The organism is Polaribacter tangerinus (assembly GCF_038024095.1).
GTDB classification, from domain to species: Bacteria; Bacteroidota; Bacteroidia; order Flavobacteriales; family Flavobacteriaceae; genus Polaribacter; species Polaribacter tangerinus.
The window spans coordinates 2,105,071-2,125,755 of the sequence record NZ_CP150668.1 but is presented as its reverse complement, the minus strand read 5'-3'; the positions used below and the strand labels follow the sequence as shown (position 1 = coordinate 2,125,755).

Below are 20,685 nucleotides of genomic sequence, written 5' to 3'. Positions count from 1 at the left end.
TTTGACTTTGTTTATTAAACATTACTTCATGAAAAAAATTCAAATGGTAGACCTACAAGGTCAATATTCAAAAATAAAAACAGATGTTCATAAAGCAATAGATAGTGTTTTAGAGACCTCTTCCTATATAAACGGGCCTCTAGTGCATGAGTTTCAGGCTGATTTAGAAAAATATTTACAAGTAAAACACGTTATACCATGTGCCAACGGAACAGATGCTTTACAAATAGCCATGATGGCGCTTGGTTTAGAACAAGGTGATGAAGTAATAACAGTAGATTTTACCTTTGCAGCAACCGTAGAAGTTATTGCATTGTTAAAACTCACACCTGTTCTGGTAGATGTAGAAAAAGACACTTTTAACATAAATATTGAGGCACTAAAAAAATCCATCACACCAAAAACAAAAGCTATTGTTCCTGTTCACTTATTCGGGCAAGTTGCCAATATGGATGCTGTAATGGAAATTGCAAAAACACACAATCTTTTTGTTATCGAAGACAATGCACAAGCTATCGGTGCAAATTATACTTTTAAAGATGGCAGAAAACAAAAAGCAGGAACTATAGGAAACGTTGGTACCACCTCTTTTTTCCCTTCAAAAAACTTAGGATGTTATGGTGATGGCGGTGCCATTTTTACAAATGATGATGATTTAGCACATACCATAAGAGGCATAGTAAACCATGGAATGTACACAAGGTATTACCATGATGTTGTTGGTGTAAACTCTCGATTAGATTCGATACAAGCTGGTGTTTTAAAAACAAAATTGCCTCATTTAGATACTTACTGTAATGCCCGCAGAAATGCGGCACGATTTTACAATAATGCGTTTGCCAATAATCCTCATATAATTACCCCTACTGCAAAATCTAACGCAACAAATAACTGCAATGAAATATGCGATGTATGCGATTGCCATGTTTTTCATCAGTACACTTTGCAAATTACCAATGGTAAAAGAGACGAATTACACAAGCATTTGTTAGCAAATAATATACCAAATGCCATTTATTATCCGGTGCCTTTGCATACACAAAAAGCGTATAAAGATACTCGATATAATGAAAGTGATTTTCCGGTAACAAATACATTAATTAAAACAGTTATTTCTTTGCCAATGCATACCGAATTAGACACAGAGCAATTAACATACATTACAGAAACCGTAAATAATTTTATTAACTAATACTATGAAAAAAATACTTGTAACTGGTGGTTTAGGCTTTATAGGTTCACATACAGTAGTAGAACTTCAGCATGAAGGATTTGAAGTTATTATTATTGATGATTTATCGAATACCACTATTGGTGTTTTAGACAATATTACAGAAATAACAGGCAAAAAGCCAGATTTTCATCAAATAGATCTACGCAAAAAAAAGGAGGTTACTACGTTCTTTGACAACAATAAAATTGATGGTATTATTCATTTTGCAGCTTTTAAAGCTGTAGGAGAAAGTGTACAAAATCCGCTAGATTACTACGAAAACAATATTGGTAGCTTGGTATACATTTTACAAGAAATGAGAAATAGAAAATTAGATAATTTTATATTTTCTTCTTCTTGCACCGTATATGGACAAGCAGACGAATTGCCTATTACAGAAAATGCCCCTGTAAAAAAAGCGGAATCTACCTACGGAAATACCAAACAAATTGGAGAAGAAATTATAGAAGAAACCTGCAAAGCTCACCATTTAAACGCCATTGCATTAAGGTACTTTAATCCCATTGGTGCACATGATAGTATAAAAATAGGAGAATTACCATTGGGGGTTCCTCAAAACTTAATTCCGTTTGTTACCCAAACTGCTGCCGGTATTCGTAAGGAATTGTCGGTTTTTGGTGATGATTATCCAACTCCAGATGGAACCGCAATCAGAGACTATATACATGTAGTTGACCTTGCAAAAGCACATATAGCTGCCCTTAAAAGACTACTTAATAAAAATAATAAACAAAACTTCGAATTCTTTAATGTTGGTTCTGGAAAAGGAAGTTCTGTTTTAGAAGTAATTAAAGCCTTCGAAAAGGCCTCGAAAAAACCATTAAACTATAAAATAGTTGGCAGACGAGAAGGAGATATAACCGCCGCTTTTGCAGATACCACTATTGCCAACAAAGAACTAAACTGGAAAACAGAAAAAACGTTAGATGAAGCTTTATCTTCGGCATGGAAATGGCAATTAAAACAATCTTAAAAAAGTTTATTTTTAGAAAAAAAAGCTCGTTTTTTGATTAATTTCAATTAAAAATGAGCTTTTTTTTGGTTTTTTTATTAAAAATAACCGTTTTTCAGTTTTGTATCTGTTAACAGAACCCGATTTCAATTATCATATTGTTAGCAATACACCCTCTCGATTCTTAGTCTTGCATTTCTTGCTTCATTTTCAAGGTTTTACCTCCTAAAACTTGATTAAAACTAATAACACCCTTAACTTTGTAGCATATTTATTAATGATAAAAGATACCAATGAGACTGATTAAAATTAAAAGAAAAACAAAGCTAGAAAAATTATATACCCCAAAAATGGGTATTTTACACACCAAAGTAACCTGTGTAAAAAAAACACTATTAAATGTAATTCCATTGAAAACGCTGCATAAATATCGTAAAACATATTACGGAAAAGTAAAAGATTACGAAGACTGTATATTAGCAAAATAAATGTAAAAATCTCAAAATGTAAGTTTTGAGATTTTTTATTTAACAAGATTCCTGTTTTTTTATCATTTCTATTTAGTATTTTTCCAAGCGAAACTAAATTTTAGAACAATGAAAAAAATAAGTATCATTATTTTGGCATTAGCCACTTTTATAGGTTGTCAAAATACATCCGTAGAAGAAACCCCTACTTTAAGTATAAATTATACAAAAATTGAACTTGATAATGGTTTAGATGTAATTTTTCATGTAGATAAATCTGATCCTGTAGTTGCTGTAGAACTAATGGTTCATGTGGGTTCTGCGAGAGAAAAAGAAGGCAGAACAGGTTTTGCACATTTATTTGAACACTTATTATTTTTAGAATCAGAAAATTTAGGAAAAGGAGGTTTAGACAAAATGAGTGCGAGAATTGGAGGTTCTGGCGCCAATGGCTCAACCTCGAGAGACAGAACAAACTACTTACAAACAGTTCCTAAAGATGCTTTAGAAAAAATGATTTGGGCTGAAGCAGATAAACTAGGTTACTTTATCAATACCGTAACAGAACCAGTATTAGCTAAAGAGAAACAAGTTGTTAAAAACGAAAAAAGACAAAGTGTAGATAATCGTCCTTACGGACATAACCAATATGTAATAGGAAAGAACTTATATCCTAAAAACCATCCATACAACTGGCAAGTAATTGGCTCTCTTGAAGATTTACAAAATGCTACTTTACAAGACGTAAAAGACTTTTATAAAAAATGGTATGTTCCCAATAATGCAACTCTTGTATTATCTGGTGATATAGATATAGAACAAGCTACAAAATGGGTGCATAAATATTTTGATGAAATTCCTCGTGGCGAAGAAATTTCTCCTCTAGAAAAAAGAGCTGGCAAGGTTAGTGAAATAAAATCTTTGTACTATGAGGATAATTTTGCAAGAGTACCTCAACTTACTATGGTTTGGCCTACTGTAGAGTCGTATCATCCAGACTCTTATGCTTTAGATGTTTTAAGCACATATTTATCTGAAGGGAAATCTGCACCAATGAATAAAGTACTTATCGACCAATTAAAATTAACTTCTTATGTAAGTATGTTTAGTTGGAACTCTGAGTTGGCGGGAGAACTGCAATTATCTGTAAGAGCATTTAATAATCAAAAACTAGACGCCATAAAAACCGGAATCGAAAAAGCCTTTGAGCTATTTGAAAAAGAGGGTATTTCAGAAAAAGATTTAAAAAGAATAAAAGCTGGTCAGGAAACACGATTTTACGAAAGTCTATCTAGTGTACTCGGCAAAGGAACTAATTTAGCGTCTTATAACACCTACACAGGAAATCCTGGTTTTGTATCTGAAGACATTAAAAATACGCTTTCTGTAACTACAAAAGATGTAATGCGAGTGTACAACACATATTTAAAAAACAAAAACTATGTAGCGACAAGTTTTGTTCCAAAAAACTCAAAAGAATTGGCTTTAGATGGTGCTGTTTTAGCTGATGTTGTGGAAGAAAAAATAGTGATTGGTGCAGAAGAAGATGTACAAACAAAAAATGGGGCAACATATACAAAAACTCCTTCTTCTTTTAATAGAGGCATAGAACCACCTTATGGTAAAAAACCTACTTTGGCTGTTCCAGAAGTATATCAAACAAATCTAGAAAATGGTTTAAAAATATATGGAATAGAAAATGATGAGGTGCCATTAATTCGATTCAATATTACCATAGAAGGCGGACAATTATTAGAGTCTCTAGACAAACTCGGAGTTGCAAATTTAACAGCTGCTCTTTTAAACAAAGGCACAAAAAATAAAACAGCACAAGAATTAGAAGAAGCAGTACAAGAGTTAGGTGCAAATATTAGGGTATTTGGTAGCAAAGAAAATATTACTTTAAGTGCCACTACCCTAGCCAAAAACTATAATGAAACCTTGGCACTAGTTGAAGAAATTTTACTTGAACCACGCTTTGACAGCAATGAGTTTGAACTCTTAAAAAAAGCAACAATTAGCAATCTTAGACAACAAGAAGCGAATCCGAATGCAATTGCTTCAAATACATACAATGAACTTATATATGGTAAAAACAATATTAGGTCAAAAAATACATTAGGTTCATTAGAAACTGTAGAATCAATTACGCTAGAAGATCTAAAGTTGTTTTATGAAAAAAATATTTCTCCATCTGTCGCAAAACTATTGGTAGTTGGAGCAATTTCAAAAGATAAATTAACAAGCTCGTTAGAGCGTTTAAGTAAAAAGTGGACTTCGAAAGAGGTTTTAATACCAGTAGATAAATCGATATCTGCACCTACTAAACCAGCAGTTTACTTTTACGATGTACCCAATGCAAAACAATCTGTATTACAATTTGGTGCACCGGCGCTAGCTGCCACAGACAACGATTTTTATGCAGCTACGGTAATGAATTATATTCTAGGCGGTGGTGGTTTTGCATCTCGCTTAACGCAAGAACTTAGAGAAGGAAAAGGCTATACATACGGAATTAGGTCTGGATTTTCTGGTACAAAAGCAACGGGTACTTTTACTATTTCTAGTGGAGTTCGTTCTAATGTTACGCTAGAATCTTCTTTATTAATTAAAAAAATTCTAGAAGAATATCCTTCAACGTTTTCAGACAAAGATTTAGAAACTACTAAAAGTTTTTTAATTAAAAGTAATGCCAGGGCTTTTGAAACAGCTGGTGCAAAACTTAGAATGTTATCTAATATTAGTAGTTATAACTTAAAACCAGATTATATTAAATCTAGAGAAAATACGGTAACAAATATTACTAAAGAAGAAATTAAAGAGCTTGCCAAGAAATATGTGAATCCGAATAAAATGATTTGGCTAATTGTTGGCGATGCAGAAACACAATTAGAAAGAATGAAAGAACTAGGTTATGGAGACCCAATTCTGCTAAATGAGAGGCAACAAACTATAAAAAAATAATTATAAATATTGCAATAACTGTAATAGTTAAAAGTCCCAATTCAGATTAATGAAATTGGGACTTCAACTCAACAAAAAATCAAATTACTATTTTTTTATAATCTTTTTGGTAACGGTAGCTTTATCAGTAGAAATCTTTACTATATATATTCCTGGAGATAGCGCCGAGATATCTAAACGAGTTTCTTTTGACACTTTTAATATACTACCTTGCAAAGAAATAACAGCTATTTCATTTAATTTTATAGGACTGTTTATTTCAATATTTAAGATATTTTCTACCGGATTAGGATATGTGTTTACTTGCTCAAACAATAACACCTCTTCTGTTGATAATACTTTAGAGCGACAATCTGCAGCACTTGCCACAAACTTAGTTTTGGCATCTTTTATCCAAGAAGACAAATAACTTGCATTTGAATCATCAACTAAAATACAAGAAAGATTGGGAGTATTTGTTGCTGTAAAAGAAACCATATTTGCATTATTTGCATTCTGAATGCTAACTGTTTTTAAATTTGGATTATTACTAATATTAATATTTAAAAGGTTCGTAAAAGAATTTAAATCTAAAACCTCAAAATTATTATCATTCATAATAATTGATTGCAACGCATAAGAATTCGACTTTTTTGCTGTTTTAAAGAGGCCAGAATACTTCGAAACTACCGTAAAAGTAGAACCTGTTAAAGGGCTTAAATCTGTAACACCATTTCCTGAAATATTTAAAGTAGTAATAGCAGAAAACGCCAACAAACCTTCAACATCTGTAATTCCAGAATTACTTAAATCTAAAATTCCTGAGTAGGCAGCTGCCTCGGCTAGTGAAATTATACCATTATTATCTGCATCTAAACCCGAAATTGCTAATAATGCTGCTGTGGTTAATGGAGTTGTCATTACAGACCAACTTGTAGAACAATCTGTACTAAAAGTATGACCTGGATCTTTTGCTGTCCAATTAGCATTTGCATAAGCTAAATCACTAACCTCTACACATGTTAAACTTGGGTTGTTTCTAATATCAAACGGATAATTGGAAATACCAACACCATAGCTACCAGGTAAAATGGTATTATTTCCATTGTTAATATTTAAACTTTCTAAAAGATTGTCCTTAGCAACTAAAGAAGTTAGTTTTGTGTTATTCGAAACATCTAAATTTACAATTTTATTACCTGTAACACTTAGTGTTTTTAAATCTAGATTGTTAGATAGATTTAAAGAAGTTAGCATTCCTTGTGCAACTGTTAAATTTTCTAATTTACTATTTAAAGTTAAGTTTAATGCTGCTATTGGAGTTGAAATTAAACTTAAAATTTTAAGGTTTGTGTTTACAGAAGTATTTAAGTTGGTGTATAATCCATTAAATTCTTTGAACTCCTCTAGGCTTGGTAAACCAGAAATATCTAGAGAGCTAATATTATTATATCCTAATTGAACGTAGGTAACATCTGGTAAATTTCCAAAAGTTACATTTGTTGCGGCACTATTAAAAGAGAAAGTTATTCTTTTTAATTTTAAATTACTAGAAAAATCTGCGGATGTTAGACCAGGGTTTCCACCAAAAGCTCCAAAAATTTCTAAATCTCTAAAATCTTCTAAACCAGTTATACTAGCTAAACCTAAATTAGATATATCTAACCTTGTTACAGTATTAATTCTATGCGTAAAAACTGTTTGGTCGTTTGCAACGCCATTTCCCATACTATTTATGTCTCCCAAGACAACTACATTATTATCTCTATCATGTGTTTCTAAATAATTTTCGAATACTGCATCTGGTATATTTGTAGTTGGGTAAAAACAATCTGAACTAAAACTTGCACTATTATTTAATTGATTAGAAAAGTTAGTTGACCAAACACTCGGATTATCAACTTGAATACAGGATAAACTTGGATTTCCTTGAGCTAAAAAAATTAAACTTGATGATACATTTTTTAAGTTTAATGTTTTTAAATCATTGGTATGTATTTCTATGGCAGTTAAATTTGTATTTAAACTTAAATCTAAATTCTCTATGTTATTTTGGCTACAAACTAACCATTCTAAAGCAACATTTTTACTTACATCTAAAATTTTAATAGCATTATTTCTTACCCATAATTGTTTTAACGCCACATTTTTCGAAACATTAATATCAGTTAAAGTATTATCATTTAAATAAACTTTCTCCAAGTTTATATTCAGCTCAAGATTTACCTCAGAAAGAGCATTTGCAATAGCTTTTAAATCTTTTAAGGCATCAAAATCTTGAATTCCTGTTAAATCTGAAATTGATTGATTTGATACATCTAACGTAGTAACCGTATTTATATTCGAAGTTGTTACTTTATCATCATTTGCAATTCCATTTCCCATGCTATTAGCTTCTAAAAAAGCTTCAAAATTATCATCTGGCACATAAGTAGACGGATTTGCACAATCTTCATTAAAAATTGCTCCATTAGATTGGTTCCATGTCGACATTCCATTAATTGGTATTCCTGCATCTACTTCTACACAAGTTAATAATTGATTACCATTTAATTGCACATAATCTATGGTAGTAGTTGTACCCGTTTTTATGTTTAAAGTCGATAATAAAGTATTATTAGAGAGAACTAGATTTTTTAAACCTGTTAATGTTGATAAATCTAAAGATGTTGAACTCATACTCAAAACAGAAAGCTCTTCTAAAGTACTTAAACCAGTTATATTTAAAGTTGATAAAGCTGTAAATTGTTGTATTTGTAATTTCTTTAATCCTGTTAATGAAGTAAAATCTAAACTTGTAATCATTGTAGAACTTGCTAGAAAGACATCCTCTAAACTTATAAGGTTTGAAATATTTAAATTAGCCAAAACTGAAGAACCACTTACCCTTAATTTTACCAAATTAGTATTAGAACTTAAATCTAAAGAAGATAATGCGCTAAGATTTTGAAAAGTTACATCTTCTAAATTACTCAAGTTAGAAACATCTATTGAGCTCAAATTAGGAAAACTTTCTAAGTAGATTATTTTCAAATTAGCTAAAGCTGGTAAATTTACAGAAACAACGTTAACATTATTACCATAAAAGGCAAAATCTTCTAAAGCTGTAAAATCCTCTAAACCTGTTAAATCTTCAATATTTAAAAACCCTAAATACAAATTAGTAATCACATTAATTTTAGAGGTTGTAACCAAATTATTACCATCTGTACCGTCTCCCAAACTATTGGCATCTCCAACAGATACAACGTTACCAGCGGCATCATGAGTTTCTAAATAAGTTTCAAAAGCATCATCTGGCACAGAAGTTTGAGCTGTAACACCAAAGTTGATAATACTAATAGCTGTAAGTAAAAGTAGTTTTGTTTTCATAATATAAATATTTCCTACAAAACTATGAGCAACAGAAACTAGTTAACTCAGGTAAAACCCTATTTTTTTAAAAGATAAAAAACCAAAAAACAGTAAAACCCTAAAAATTTAGGGTTTTACTGTTTTTACTGTAAGAGAGGAAAGTAAAATACTATGCAGGCATTTCTGCTGCTCCGGCTGTAACGGTTCTATCAATTTTTCTCATTAATCCCTGCAAAACTTTACCAGGTCCAACCTCTATAAATTCGGTACCTCCATCGGCTACCATTGCCTGTACAGACTGGGTCCATTTTACGGGTGCTGTCAATTGAATCATTAAATTCTTTTTTATTTCACTAGCGCTGGTTACTGCACTTGCTGTTACGTTTTGATAAACAGGGCAAATTGGTTCTTTAAATTCTGTTGCCTCAATTGCAGCTGCTAACTCCGCCCTTGCAGGTTCCATCATTGGAGAGTGAAAAGCACCGCCAACTGGCAATAAAATAGCTCTTTTTGCACCTTTTTCAGTTAAAGCAGCACAGGCGCTTTCTACAGCTTTAATTTCGCCTGAAATAACCAACTGACCGGGACAATTATAATTTGCAGCCACAACTACTCCCTCTACATCAGCACAAGTTTGCTCTACTATTTCATCTTCTAAACCCAATACTGCAGCCATCGTAGAAGGCGCAATTTCACACGCTTTTTGCATGGCTAATGCTCGCTTAGATACTAATGTTAATCCATCTTCAAAAGATAAAACACCATTTGCTACTAATGCAGAAAGTTCTCCGAGAGAGTGACCAGCTACCATTTCTGGTTTAAAACTGTCTCCTAAAACTTTTGCTAAAATTACCGAATGTAAAAATATTGCTGGTTGAGTAACTTTCGTTTCTTTTAACTGCTCTGCAGTTCCCTCAAACATAATATCGGTAATAGAAAACCCTAAAATAGAATTTGCTTTTTCAAAATATTCTTGCGCCAAAGGCGATTTTTCATACAAATCTAAACCCATTCCTGGATACTGAGCTCCTTGACCCGGAAAAATATACGCTTTCATAAAATTATAATTTTATACTATTTATTGATTAATCGTCGGCAAAAATACTCTTTTTTATTGGAAGCTATTTCTTGCTTTTCATTATATCTTTTTTGCCCTCTTTTATCGGCTGCAAAAAAGGATGCCATTACAATCAAGGCTAAAAAGTTTAATTTATTTAAAAAACTAAAAAAAATGACTTAAATTGTAATCACTAATAAAAATTACGTCTAAAAAATTATTAAAAACACCTAATATGAAAAAAATATTACTAATTTTTGTCTTTCTAGTTATTAATCAGCTAAGTGCCCAAACCGAAATTTTTGATACATTATTACAAAAATACGTTTCTGAAAGTGGTGCTGTAAATTACAAAGAGTTAAAAAATGAAACGCATTCATTAGATAAATACCTTCAATTTTTAGCAGAAACATCTCCAGAAAAAACTTGGTCTACCAACAAACAAAAAGCTTTTTGGATAAATGCTTACAATGCATATACACTAAAAATAATTTTAGACAATTACCCCTTAAAATCCATTACCGATATAAAGAAACAAGGAAAAACTGCTTGGAAAATTCCATTCGCAAAAGTAGGTGGTAAAAGTTTTACCTTAGATGCAATTGAACACGAAATTTTACGAAAAAAATTATTTGACCCAAGAATTCATGTAGGAGTTAATTGTGCATCTGGTTCGTGTCCTAAATTATTAAATAAAGCATTTACAGAGGAAAACATTGATGAAGAACTAGAAAAATTAATGAAAATTTTTGTGAATGATAGTTCAAGAAATAAAATTGACAAAAAGAAGGTGGTCATATCCTCTATTTTCGATTGGTTTAAAGAAGATTTTACAAAACAAGGCTCTGTAATAGACTACTTAAACAAGTATTCTAACACTCCTATAAAATCGAATGCAAAAATTAGCTTTTTAAAATACGACTGGTCTTTAAACAATAAATAATTTTACTACCTTCCACCCTTAAAATTTATATCATAAAGAATGTCTAAAAATTATTACGATGCAGCCGACTTAAGAAAGTTCGGAAAAATAACAGAATGGAGTGAAGAATTAGGGTCTAAATTTTTTGATTACTACGGTAAAGTATTCGAAGAAGGTGCTTTAACAGCTAGAGAAAAATCTTTAATAGCTTTGGCAGTTGCTCATACAGAGCAATGCCCCTATTGTATTGATGCCTACACAAAAGATGGTTTGCAACGTGGGGTTACGAAAGAAGAAATGATGGAAGCAATTCATGTGGGTGCCGCCATAAAAAGTGGCGCTACATTAGTACACGGAGTTCAAATGATGAACAAAGTGAATAAGCTAGAAATGTAACCCACCTTTTATAGTTTTCGAAAAAATCTAGCGATAAATTATCATCAGTTTTACGAAAACACAAAAACCAGACAACTAGACCGTAAATTACTGGTATCATTTACTTTATAAAGGCAAATAATTACCGAGACAAGTTTTACATTTATGAAAAAATCTTTAAAAGCAAGAAATAACGATATTGCCAATACTTCTAAACAACTAGAAATACTCTCTAATGGTATTTTTGCAAATGGAGAATTACCAACATTTGCAGAAAAAATAAAGGAAACTAATCAGTTTCCGCTACGTCCAAAAAAACTAGAAATTCTTCAAATAAACCTTGGTTATATGTGCAATCAGGTTTGTGAACATTGCCACGTTGATGCAGGACCGGATAGGAAAGAAATAATGACTAAAGAAACTATGCAGCAATGTTTAAATATTATAAAAAAAACAGCTGCTCATACTTTAGATTTAACGGGTGGAGCGCCAGAAATGAATCCGAATTTTAGATGGTTTGTAGAAGAGGCAGCTAAAGCAGGAATAAAAGATTTTATAGTGCGTTCTAACCTTACCATAATTAGAGCGAATAAAAAATACTACGATTTACCTGCGTTTTTTAAAAAACATAATGTTCATGTAGTTTCTTCGATGCCTCATTGGACTCGAGGAAAAACAGACAAACAACGTGGAGATGGAGTTTTTGACAAATCGATAAAAGCACTGCAAGAATTAAATGCGGTTGGTTACGGAATGCCAAATTCTAACTTAAAATTAGATTTGGTTTACAATCCTTCAGGGGCCTTTTTACCTGGCGATCAAAAGGCGTTAGAAAACGATTTTAAAAAAGCACTTTTAGCAGACTTTTCTATAAATTTTCATCAACTTTTTGCAATTACCAACTTACCAATTAGTCGTTTTTTAGATTATTTAATTGCCTCAGACAACTACGAAGATTACATGCACTCACTTTTAGATGCATACAACCCAGCTGCAGTTGCTAATGTAATGTGTACAAATACTATTTCTATAAGTTGGGATGGGTGGTTGTATGACTGCGATTTTAATCAAATGCTAAACTTAAAAGTAGCTAGTAAAGTAAAACATGTGGCAGATTATAATGAAGAATTGTTACAGAATAGAAATATTATTATAAATCAACATTGCTATGGCTGTACTGCAGGTGCAGGAAGTAGCTGCCAAGGAGTTGTTGCTTAACTAAAATTTAAATGCAATTACTTACAAAAATTGAAAAATAAAACTGCCATATTAATATTTGCTAATTCTGCTCAAAAAGAAGTAGAGAGAAAATCGTTTCTCTCGTACGACGTTCTTGCCGAGTTGAATAATCAGACTATTAAAACAGTTCAAAAAGCAGGAATAGACTACTTTCATTTTAGCGAAAACAATCAAGTTGGTGCTAATTTTGCAGAGCGATTTTGCAATGCTATAAGTACAGTTTTTAATAAAGGGTACAAACATATTATAACCATTGGAAATGATTCTCCACAATTAAAAACCAAACATCTTACAGCTTCGAAAAAAGAATTAGAGGCTCATAAAAATGTAATCGGCCCCTCAAATGACGGTGGTTTTTATTTATTAGGAATTCATCAAAAAGATTTTAATAAAGAGGAGTTTTTAGGCTTTTTATGGCAAACTTCCCAGCTTCAAAAAAGCCTCATATCCTTTTTTAAAAAAAACCAGTTGTCTTTTACACGCTTAAAATCGTTAAATGATTTAGATTCTAAGCATGATTTAAAATTATTTTTAAATTGTAAAAAGTCAATTTCTAAAAAATTACATACGCTTTTTTTAACGCTAACCTTTATCTCTAAAGGCTTTTGCACCAAATTACAACATACTTTAATTCACCGTTATAATTCCTTTATTTTTAATAAAGGATCACCCAATTTTATATAAAAAATACATACAAAATGCTATCAATAAAATTGGTTAAGATAGCAGCAAACGTTTTTTAGCAACTTTTATAGTTTACAGTAAATATGGCTAAAAATAGTTATTTATATAAAATTATGATACATGAAAAAACACATCGTGTTACTACTATTACTTGTTTCTAGCATTGGTTTATCACAAATAAAAATAACTGGAACAATTTCAGATAAAAAAACAGGAGAAAAACTCCCCTCTGTTGGTATCTTAACTTCAGAAAAAAATGGCACAACCTCAAATCTAAACGGAGAATATAGTATTGTTGTAACTAACAAAAATAGCTACTTAACTTTTTCTTATCTAGGATATAAAACGGTTAAAATACCGGTAAAAAATAAAACAATAATTGATGTATCCTTAGAAGAAGTTGAAACCAATTTAGAGGAAATCATAGTTACAGCTCTTGGTGTAAATAGAAGAACAAAAGAATTAGGTTATGCAGTACAAGCACTAAATTCTTCGGATATAAACACAATAAAAACACCAAATTTTTCAGATAATTTAACTGGTAAACTTGCGGGTGTTACAGTTGTTCAAGGAGCAACTGGCGTGGGTTCTTCTTCTAAAATAACCATTCGAGGAGAAGCTTCCTTTTCTAACAACAATCCTCTTTTTATTGTAGATGGAACTCCTATAAATAATAATACCGTTTTTAATTTTACTAATGATGCTGCAGCTGGTTTTCAAGAAATTGATTTTGGAAATGGTGCTATGGAAATAAATACAGATGATATTGCTACTATTTCTGTGCTAAAAGGGCAAAGTGCCGCAGCAATATATGGAGCCCGAGCAGCCAATGGTGTAGTGGTAATTAACACAAAAAATGGTACTGAAAATGAAGGTTTAGGAATTGAAATTAATAGCGGTATTACTTTTGAAAATGCATTTCGCTTACCAAAGTTTCAAAATAAATACGGACAAGGAAACTCTGGTAGTTTTGAATTTGTAGATGGTTTAGGAGGCGGAATTAACGATAACATAACTTATTCTTGGGGGCCAGAATTGGATGCAGAAAACTATATTACTCAGTTCGACAGTCCTGTTATTTTAGCAAACGGAACCGAAGTTAGAGCAGGAGACACTTCTTTGTATAGCAATTTATTGGCAACACCTACATTGTTTAAATCGCATCCAAATAATCTAAAAAAATTTTATAAAACAGGTATTTCTACAACTCATAATATTGCCATTAGTAACGCCTTTAATAACGGAAATTACAGATTGTCTTTAACCAAACTTAACAATGAATCAATTATTCCTGGTGTAAATTTAGAGCGAAAAACAGCTGCACTAAAAATGAACTTTTATCCATCAGAAAAAACAGCAGTAAGAAGCAGCATTAACTACATAAATACCTATAGTAGAAATAGACCTTCGAATGGATATGGCAGCGAAAACGTAAACTATTCTCTTGTTGCTTGGGGACCAAGATCTTTAAATATAGAAAGTCTTAGAAATTATTGGCAACCGGGTTTAGAAGGAAAACAACAATATTCATTTAACTACACTTTTTTTGATAATCCATTTTTTATCTTACATGAAAACACCAATAGTTTTGGTAGAGATAGGGTTTTTGGAAATGTTTCTTTTAAACATAATTTTACAACTAATTTAGATGTAACGATAAGAACAGGTATCGATTACTCTTCGGAAAAAAGAGTTTTTAAAAGAAACTTTAGCACTAATAGGTTTAAAAACGGTGCTTATGCAGAACATGATGTGTTTTACAAAGAAATAAATACCGATTTTCTAATTAATTACGCTATTAAAATGAGTCATTTTTCTCTAAAAACCTCTTTTGGGGGAAATAGATTTGACCAAAATACCGCCAATAAACAATTACAAACTTTAAACTTAGCACAACCTGGTATTTTTAGTTTAAACAATGCAGCTTCTCCTATTGAAGCATTTCAATTGAATACAAAAAAGAGAATAAATTCGTTGTTTGGCATAGCAAAATTTTCTTTTAAGAATTATCTTTTTGCGGATATTACAGGTAGAAACGATTGGTCTAGCGCGCTTGCCACTCCTGTTTCTACGGCCAACACCTCCTTTTTTTACCCATCATTTTCTACTAGTCTTATTCTCTCTAACCTTGTAAAATTACCAACCAAGCTTTCTTTTGCAAAAATTAGAGCAAGTATTGCAAAAGTTGGGAACGATACAAATCCATATCAAACATCTACGGCATTTGTGTCTCAAACTCCTTTTAATGGAGCGCCAACTTTTAGCAATCAAAATTTTATATCAAATAAAAACTTACTACCAGAAGCTACGACCTCTTATGAAGTTGGAACTGATATACGCTTTTTTAACAATCGACTATTCTTAGATTTTACCTACTATAAGTCTATTACTAAAAATCAAATAATTTCTTTACCAATTCCTGTTTCATCCGGATATCAACAACAAGTTGTAAACGGAGGAAAAGTTGTAAATACAGGACTTGAAATAATACTTAATAGTGAACTACTAAAAACACCCAATTTTAATTGGAACACCACCTTTAATTTTGACACTAATAGGGCAATTATTAAAAAATTACCTCAAGAAAATGGTCGTTTAACGTTAGCATATAGTAGTATTTATAACAGTGCAAATCAAACCGTATGGTTTCAGGTAGAAGAAGGTGGTAGAATTGGTGATATGTATGGCACAGGTTATAAAAAAAATGAAAATGGCGTATTTTTAATTGATGATGAAGGACGCTTTATTGCAGACAATAACTTAAAAAAAATAGGTAATTATAATCCTGATTTTACCTTAGGATGGAACAACCGATTTACCTATAAAAACTGGAGTGCTAGTTTTCTTTTAGATTGGAGAAATGGTGGTGAAATTGTTTCTAGAACCAGAGCCTTGGGAAATGTTGGAGGTCAGCTTGCAGAAACTTCTAATAGACCAACTGAAGGAATTATTGCAGATGGAGTTCATGTAAATACTGGCTTACAAAATACCATTGCTGTAAGTGCAGAAAGCTATTACAGGCAATTTTATGACAGAAATCATGAAGAAAATAATGTGTATGACGCTTCTTTTGTAAAATTAAGACAATTTGCAATTGGTTACAACTTTCCATTAAAAAAAGGATTATTTGGACTTCATAAGTCTACTAATATCAATTTTTCTTTTATTGGAAATAACATTTTTGTAATTACAGAAAATCCGCATTTCGATCCTGAACAATTGGCTGTTCAAGGAAATGGTTTTGTAAGTGGTGTAGAAGACATGAGTTATGCAACTACAAGAAGTTTAGGTTTTAAAATTGGATTAAATTTTTAAAGAAATGCATCAAATAATGAAAAAAAGAATATTATTTCAGTTAGTATTTATATCAGTAATAATTTTACTAGGATGTACTAAAAACTTTGAAGACATCAATACAAACCCAAATGCACCTGGCACTGTTATACCCAGTGCTTTATTACGACAAGTAATTTATAACTTTGGTAACGAAATGAGTTACGAAGGCTTTGTTGCTGGAGATTTGCTAGCGCAGCACAGAACAGCTATAGATTTTAATTTATTTGACAGGCACGATTTAAAAAGTCCGCAATTGGGTGGAAACCCTTGGCCCATTTTTTATACCAATCTTCGCGACAACGAAATCCTACTAAAATTAGCCAGACAAAATACCGCTTATAAAGTGTATGAAGGTCCGGCATTAATTTTAAAATCTTATATGAGTGCTGGTCTTACAGACCTGTTTGGAAATGTTCCTTATTTCGATGCTTTTAAAGGAACAGAAGGTGTTGTAAAACCAACATACGATTTTCAAAAAGATATTTATCTAAGCGAAGGTGGAATTTTAGATAATTTAGAAAAAGCTATTATTGCTATAAATTCTTATCAAAGCGCTGCACCACTAGAGGGAGATATTTTGTATAATGGAAACTTAAAGAGTTGGATTCGTTTTGCCAATTCATTAAAAATAAAATATTTGCTTAGAATTTCAAACAAAGTATCGGTAAGTAGTCAACTTCAAAAACTTTATGATGACCAAAATTTTATTATAAACCCTACAGAAAATGCTGTTTTTAATTTTTCTAATTCAGCACCCAATAGTTTTAGAATGGCACAATTAAGAATTGGCGATTTTAACAATTTTGTATTATCAAAAACTATGGAAAATGTACTAAAGTCTTTAAACGACAATAGAATTACTACTTTTTTTAGACCCTACGCAAATTCGAACTTTACAGCTTTTAATGGTTTGCAAAACGGTATAAATGCTGCACAAACCTCTATAGCACTCTCAGATTATTCGTTGGCAGGAAACTTGTTTAGAGAAAATACAGGCAATTTACAAGCAAATTTTAGCACCTCTTGGGAAACGAATTTTTTGTTAGCTGAAGCAGCAGAAAAAGGGTTGATAACAGCCAATTCAGAAAATTTATACAACCTAGGTGTTCGACAAGCATTTACATATTGGAACACCCAAATACCCGCAAATTATTTAGTTGAAAAAGCTAATTTTAATGCTACGCACACAACTCCTTTAGCACAAATAGGTACACAGAAATGGATTGCCTCAGTAACACAAGGTTATGAGGCTTGGATAGAATATAGAAGAACAGGGTTTCCTGAATTACCAAAAATTGCAGCAAGTTTAAATAATGATAAAATTCCTAATCGAATGCCTTATCCTGCAGAAGCAGCAACTTTAAATTCTGCAAACTATTCGACTGCAGAAAAAGCAACAAATGGCAATAGTATAAACATAAAAGTTTGGTGGGATGAGTAATTTTTCTGTAATTAGTTGGCAATGGCTTTTATTAATATCTTCTAGTTTACTATTGTTTTTTTTATCGCCTTACGCAAAAACAACAGACCAATTTTTTAAAGCAATTACCAAAAAAAAGAAACCAAATACTCTTGTACTCACCGGAAGTTTAATTATTTCTTGGATTTTTGCTAAAAGTATTACAAACGCTGCTAACCTTGGTTTAGAGTTTGGTATTGTTGGTGGTATTGCCTATGCTGCTTATTACCTTTCATTTGCTGTGGCTGGTGTAATTATATATCAACTACGGGTTTTCGGTAACTTTAAAAGCATACATCACTTTTTAACTACTAAATTTGGTAAAAATGCGATGGCTCTTTTCTCTATATTAATAGCTTTTCGGCTTTTCAATGAGGTTTGGAGCAATACTATGGTTATCGGAAGCTATTTCGGAGATAAAGGAAGTGATGGATATTACTGGGCAATTATTCTTTTTACTATTTTAACACTTGTTTATGCTATTAAAGGAGGTTTAAGTAGTGCTATTTTTACAGATAGCATACAAATGGTACTTTTTACAATTTTGCTACTCGTTATTTTAACAACCATTTTTAGCTCCGACCACTTCTCTACTAAAGAGATAATAAGTTCAGGAACATGGAGCTTCGACCTTGGCGTAAATCTCTTTTTAGCAGCAATTATTCAGTCTTTTAGTTATCCGTTTCACGACCCTGTATTAACAGATAGAGGCTTTATTTCATCACCAAAAATAACACGTAAAAGTTTTTTTTGGGCAAGTATTTTAGGAGGTATCTGTATAGTTTTATTCAGTTTTGTGGGCATATACGCACAAACAAAAGGTATTCAAGGCCAAGCAGCAGTAGAAGTTGGTAAGACCTTAGGTGTATTTATTTTATTAATCATTAACTTTATAATGATTACCTCTGCAGCCTCTACTCTAGACTCTACTTTTACATCATTTTCTAAATTAATTTCTATTGATTTAAAATTAGGAAAATCAATTTCTTATGGTAGAGTAAGTATGATAATTATTGCCTTTTTAGGAACAATTCCTGTATTTTTAGATGCAGAAATTCTAACAGCAACCACAATTTCTGGAACCATGGTTATTGGGTTAACGCCTGTTTTTATATTTTGGAAAATTAAAGTACCAAAAATTAGTTTTTACGTAAGTATTTTATGTGGATTGATATTTGGGGTTTTATTACTTTTTAATCATTTTCCTGAAGAATTAATTTTTACAAGCGGAAAATACGCCAACTTACTCTGGATAAATATCTGGGGAATAATTAGTTGTATTTTATTATATTTTATTCCAAAATGGATAACAAAAAAATAGATTTAGGGCACATCTCTGGTAAAACACTACTTTTTGGTGGCGTATATAGCAACTTACAAGCCTTAGAAGCTCTCAAGAAAGTCTCAGAAAAAGAAGGAATTCCTGCAAAGAACTGCATTTGTACCGGAGATATTGTTGGTTATTGTGCTCAACCGGAAGAAACAGTGCAGTTTTTTAAAGAATGGGGTGCCAAAAGTATTGTAGGCAACGTAGAAATTCAATTGAGGGAAAATGCCAACGATTGCGGTTGCGACTTTAGGGCAGGATCGAAATGTGATAATTTATCGCAACTTTGGTATCCTTTTGCAAAAAGTAAACTAAGCTCACATTCTTTAGATTTTATAAAAGAGATGCCCAATTTTATAAGATTTACTTACGCTAATAAAAAAGTATTAGTAGTTCATGGCTCATTATTTAATGTTTCTGAATTTATATTTAAGTCGACAGATTGGTCTATTAAAGAACGAAATTTTAAAGAGTCAAATAGTGATTTAATAATTGCTGGTCATTGTGGTTTGCCTTTTATTGATACAAAAAATAATAAAACATGGCTTAATCCTGGTGTTATAGGAATGCCTGCAAACAACGGAAAACCAACTGTCTGGTATGCTATTTTAGAAACAAAAAATAGAGAAATAACAATTACTCACAAAAAGTTAGCTTATGACTATAAATTGACAAATCAGCTAATGCTTACAAAACAATTACCTAAAGAATATGCAAAAACCATACTTACTGGAATTTGGGAAAATACCGAAATTTTACCTCCAACAGAAAGTGCTAATCAAGGTAAAAAAATCTCTTTTTAAATACTATGAAAAGACTAACTATACTATTTTTATTGATAACAAGTACTTCTTTGAGTGCACAGAGTGAACTTGATAAACTTTTAAATAAATGGAACAAAAATAAGGTTCCTTACATAGATGTTAAAAACCTTGCCAAATCGGCTGCTAACATTGTAATTTTAGATGCAAGAGAAGAAAAAGAATACCGCGTTAGTCATATTAAAAATGCGATACATGTTGGCTTTGAAAACTTTAATTTAAAAAATACAGTATCTAAATTACCTCCTAATTATAAAACTAAAATTGTAGTGTATTGCTCTCTAGGTATACGTTCAGAAAAGATTGCTTATGAACTTATACAGGCAGGATTTACAAATGTGTACAACCTCTACGGAGGTATTTTTGAGTGGAAAAATAATAACTTAAAAGTGATAGATAGCACTGGAAATTCAACAGAAAAAATCCATGCTTTTGATAAAAATTGGGGAGAATGGTTATTGAAGGGAGAAAAAATTTATCATAAATAACAGTTTATAATCAACATCAATTTTAAA

The 20,685-nt window shown here is 31.5% G+C and carries 15 protein-coding genes; 13 read left to right on the top strand and 2 right to left on the bottom strand.

Annotated elements, in window-relative coordinates:
• Positions 1 to 28: 28 nt before the first annotated feature.
• From WHD54_RS09245 to WHD54_RS09230, 4 genes are all read left to right on the top strand, one after another.
• Entirely contained in the window at positions 29 to 1,192 is a 1,164-nt protein-coding gene (locus WHD54_RS09245) for a DegT/DnrJ/EryC1/StrS family aminotransferase (protein WP_088323700.1), read from the top strand.
• 4 nt (positions 1,193 to 1,196) lie between these two features.
• Complete coding sequence (galE, locus tag WHD54_RS09240; protein WP_088323701.1) at positions 1,197 to 2,207, top strand: UDP-glucose 4-epimerase GalE; 1,011 nt, start codon at positions 1,197 to 1,199, stop codon at positions 2,205 to 2,207.
• Between the two features lie 272 nt (positions 2,208 to 2,479).
• On the top strand, positions 2,480 to 2,674 hold the full coding sequence (locus WHD54_RS09235; RefSeq protein ID WP_088323702.1) for a hypothetical protein: 195 nt from the start codon (positions 2,480 to 2,482) through the stop codon (positions 2,672 to 2,674).
• A 108-nt stretch (positions 2,675 to 2,782) separates the two neighbouring features.
• Entirely contained in the window at positions 2,783 to 5,617 is a 2,835-nt protein-coding gene (locus WHD54_RS09230) for a M16 family metallopeptidase (RefSeq protein WP_088323703.1), read from the top strand.
• An 87-nt stretch (positions 5,618 to 5,704) separates the two neighbouring features.
• Here WHD54_RS09230 and WHD54_RS09225 read toward each other — a convergent pair whose 3' ends face one another.
• Positions 5,705 to 8,968, bottom strand: a complete 3,264-nt coding sequence (locus WHD54_RS09225) for a T9SS type A sorting domain-containing protein (protein WP_088323704.1) — start codon at positions 8,966 to 8,968, stop codon at positions 5,705 to 5,707.
• A gap of 151 nt (positions 8,969 to 9,119) precedes the next feature.
• Positions 9,120 to 10,007 carry an ACP S-malonyltransferase gene (gene fabD / locus WHD54_RS09220; protein WP_088323705.1) on the bottom strand — a complete coding sequence of 296 codons (888 nt, stop codon included), beginning with the start codon at positions 10,005 to 10,007 and terminating at the stop codon, positions 9,120 to 9,122.
• Between the two features lie 235 nt (positions 10,008 to 10,242).
• Between fabD and WHD54_RS09215 the strand changes: the two genes are divergently transcribed.
• The 9 genes from WHD54_RS09215 (at position 10,243) to WHD54_RS09175 (ending at position 20,658) form a co-directional block, all read left to right on the top strand.
• Entirely contained in the window at positions 10,243 to 10,950 is a 708-nt protein-coding gene (locus tag WHD54_RS09215) for a DUF547 domain-containing protein (protein ID WP_088323706.1), read from the top strand.
• A 39-nt stretch (positions 10,951 to 10,989) separates the two neighbouring features.
• On the top strand, positions 10,990 to 11,325 hold the full coding sequence (locus tag WHD54_RS09210; protein ID WP_088323707.1) for an arsenosugar biosynthesis-associated peroxidase-like protein: 336 nt from the start codon (positions 10,990 to 10,992) through the stop codon (positions 11,323 to 11,325).
• Between the two features lie 144 nt (positions 11,326 to 11,469).
• A complete protein-coding gene (gene arsS, locus WHD54_RS09205; protein ID WP_088323708.1) occupies positions 11,470 to 12,522 on the top strand; it encodes an arsenosugar biosynthesis radical SAM (seleno)protein ArsS in 1,053 nt (350 codons plus the stop codon).
• A 30-nt stretch (positions 12,523 to 12,552) separates the two neighbouring features.
• Entirely contained in the window at positions 12,553 to 13,227 is a 675-nt protein-coding gene (locus tag WHD54_RS09200) for a DUF2064 domain-containing protein (RefSeq protein ID WP_088323709.1), read from the top strand.
• 120 nt (positions 13,228 to 13,347) lie between these two features.
• A complete protein-coding gene (locus tag WHD54_RS09195) occupies positions 13,348 to 16,542 on the top strand; it encodes a SusC/RagA family TonB-linked outer membrane protein (RefSeq protein ID WP_088323710.1) in 3,195 nt (1,064 codons plus the stop codon).
• Positions 16,543 to 16,558: 16 nt separating this feature from the next.
• A complete protein-coding gene (locus WHD54_RS09190; protein ID WP_088323711.1) occupies positions 16,559 to 18,004 on the top strand; it encodes a SusD/RagB family nutrient-binding outer membrane lipoprotein in 1,446 nt (481 codons plus the stop codon).
• A complete protein-coding gene (locus WHD54_RS09185; RefSeq protein WP_088323712.1) occupies positions 17,997 to 19,343 on the top strand; it encodes a sodium:solute symporter in 1,347 nt (448 codons plus the stop codon). Before WHD54_RS09190 ends, WHD54_RS09185 begins: the two co-directional genes overlap by 8 nt.
• A complete protein-coding gene (locus WHD54_RS09180; RefSeq protein ID WP_088323713.1) occupies positions 19,325 to 20,152 on the top strand; it encodes a metallophosphoesterase family protein in 828 nt (275 codons plus the stop codon). The genes WHD54_RS09185 and WHD54_RS09180 overlap by 19 nt, the downstream gene beginning before the upstream one ends.
• 5 nt (positions 20,153 to 20,157) lie before the next feature.
• The gene (locus tag WHD54_RS09175) at positions 20,158 to 20,658 is read left to right on the top strand and encodes a rhodanese-like domain-containing protein (RefSeq protein WP_088323714.1); all 501 of its coding nucleotides are present in this window, start codon (positions 20,158 to 20,160) and stop codon (positions 20,656 to 20,658) included.
• Positions 20,659 to 20,685 lie beyond the last annotated feature (27 nt).

Excerpts from the sequence above, each read along its gene's own strand:
- WHD54_RS09245 (WP_088323700.1), top strand. The coding sequence starts at position 29 with ATGAAAAAAATTCAAATGGTAGACCTACAAGGTCAATATTCAAAAATA.
- galE (WP_088323701.1), top strand. The coding sequence starts at position 1,197 with ATGAAAAAAATACTTGTAACTGGTGGTTTAGGCTTTATAGGTTCACAT.
- WHD54_RS09235 (WP_088323702.1), top strand. The coding sequence starts at position 2,480 with ATGAGACTGATTAAAATTAAAAGAAAAACAAAGCTAGAAAAATTATAT.
- WHD54_RS09230 (WP_088323703.1), top strand. The coding sequence starts at position 2,783 with ATGAAAAAAATAAGTATCATTATTTTGGCATTAGCCACTTTTATAGGT.
- WHD54_RS09225 (WP_088323704.1), bottom strand. The coding sequence starts at position 8,968 with ATGAAAACAAAACTACTTTTACTTACAGCTATTAGTATTATCAACTTT.
- fabD (WP_088323705.1), bottom strand. The coding sequence starts at position 10,007 with ATGAAAGCGTATATTTTTCCGGGTCAAGGAGCTCAGTATCCAGGAATG.
- WHD54_RS09215 (WP_088323706.1), top strand. The coding sequence starts at position 10,243 with ATGAAAAAAATATTACTAATTTTTGTCTTTCTAGTTATTAATCAGCTA.
- WHD54_RS09210 (WP_088323707.1), top strand. The coding sequence starts at position 10,990 with ATGTCTAAAAATTATTACGATGCAGCCGACTTAAGAAAGTTCGGAAAA.
- arsS (WP_088323708.1), top strand. The coding sequence starts at position 11,470 with ATGAAAAAATCTTTAAAAGCAAGAAATAACGATATTGCCAATACTTCT.
- WHD54_RS09195 (WP_088323710.1), top strand. The coding sequence starts at position 13,348 with ATGAAAAAACACATCGTGTTACTACTATTACTTGTTTCTAGCATTGGT.
- WHD54_RS09190 (WP_088323711.1), top strand. The coding sequence starts at position 16,559 with ATGAAAAAAAGAATATTATTTCAGTTAGTATTTATATCAGTAATAATT.
- WHD54_RS09185 (WP_088323712.1), top strand. The coding sequence starts at position 17,997 with ATGAGTAATTTTTCTGTAATTAGTTGGCAATGGCTTTTATTAATATCT.
- WHD54_RS09180 (WP_088323713.1), top strand. The coding sequence starts at position 19,325 with ATGGATAACAAAAAAATAGATTTAGGGCACATCTCTGGTAAAACACTA.
- WHD54_RS09175 (WP_088323714.1), top strand. The coding sequence starts at position 20,158 with ATGAAAAGACTAACTATACTATTTTTATTGATAACAAGTACTTCTTTG.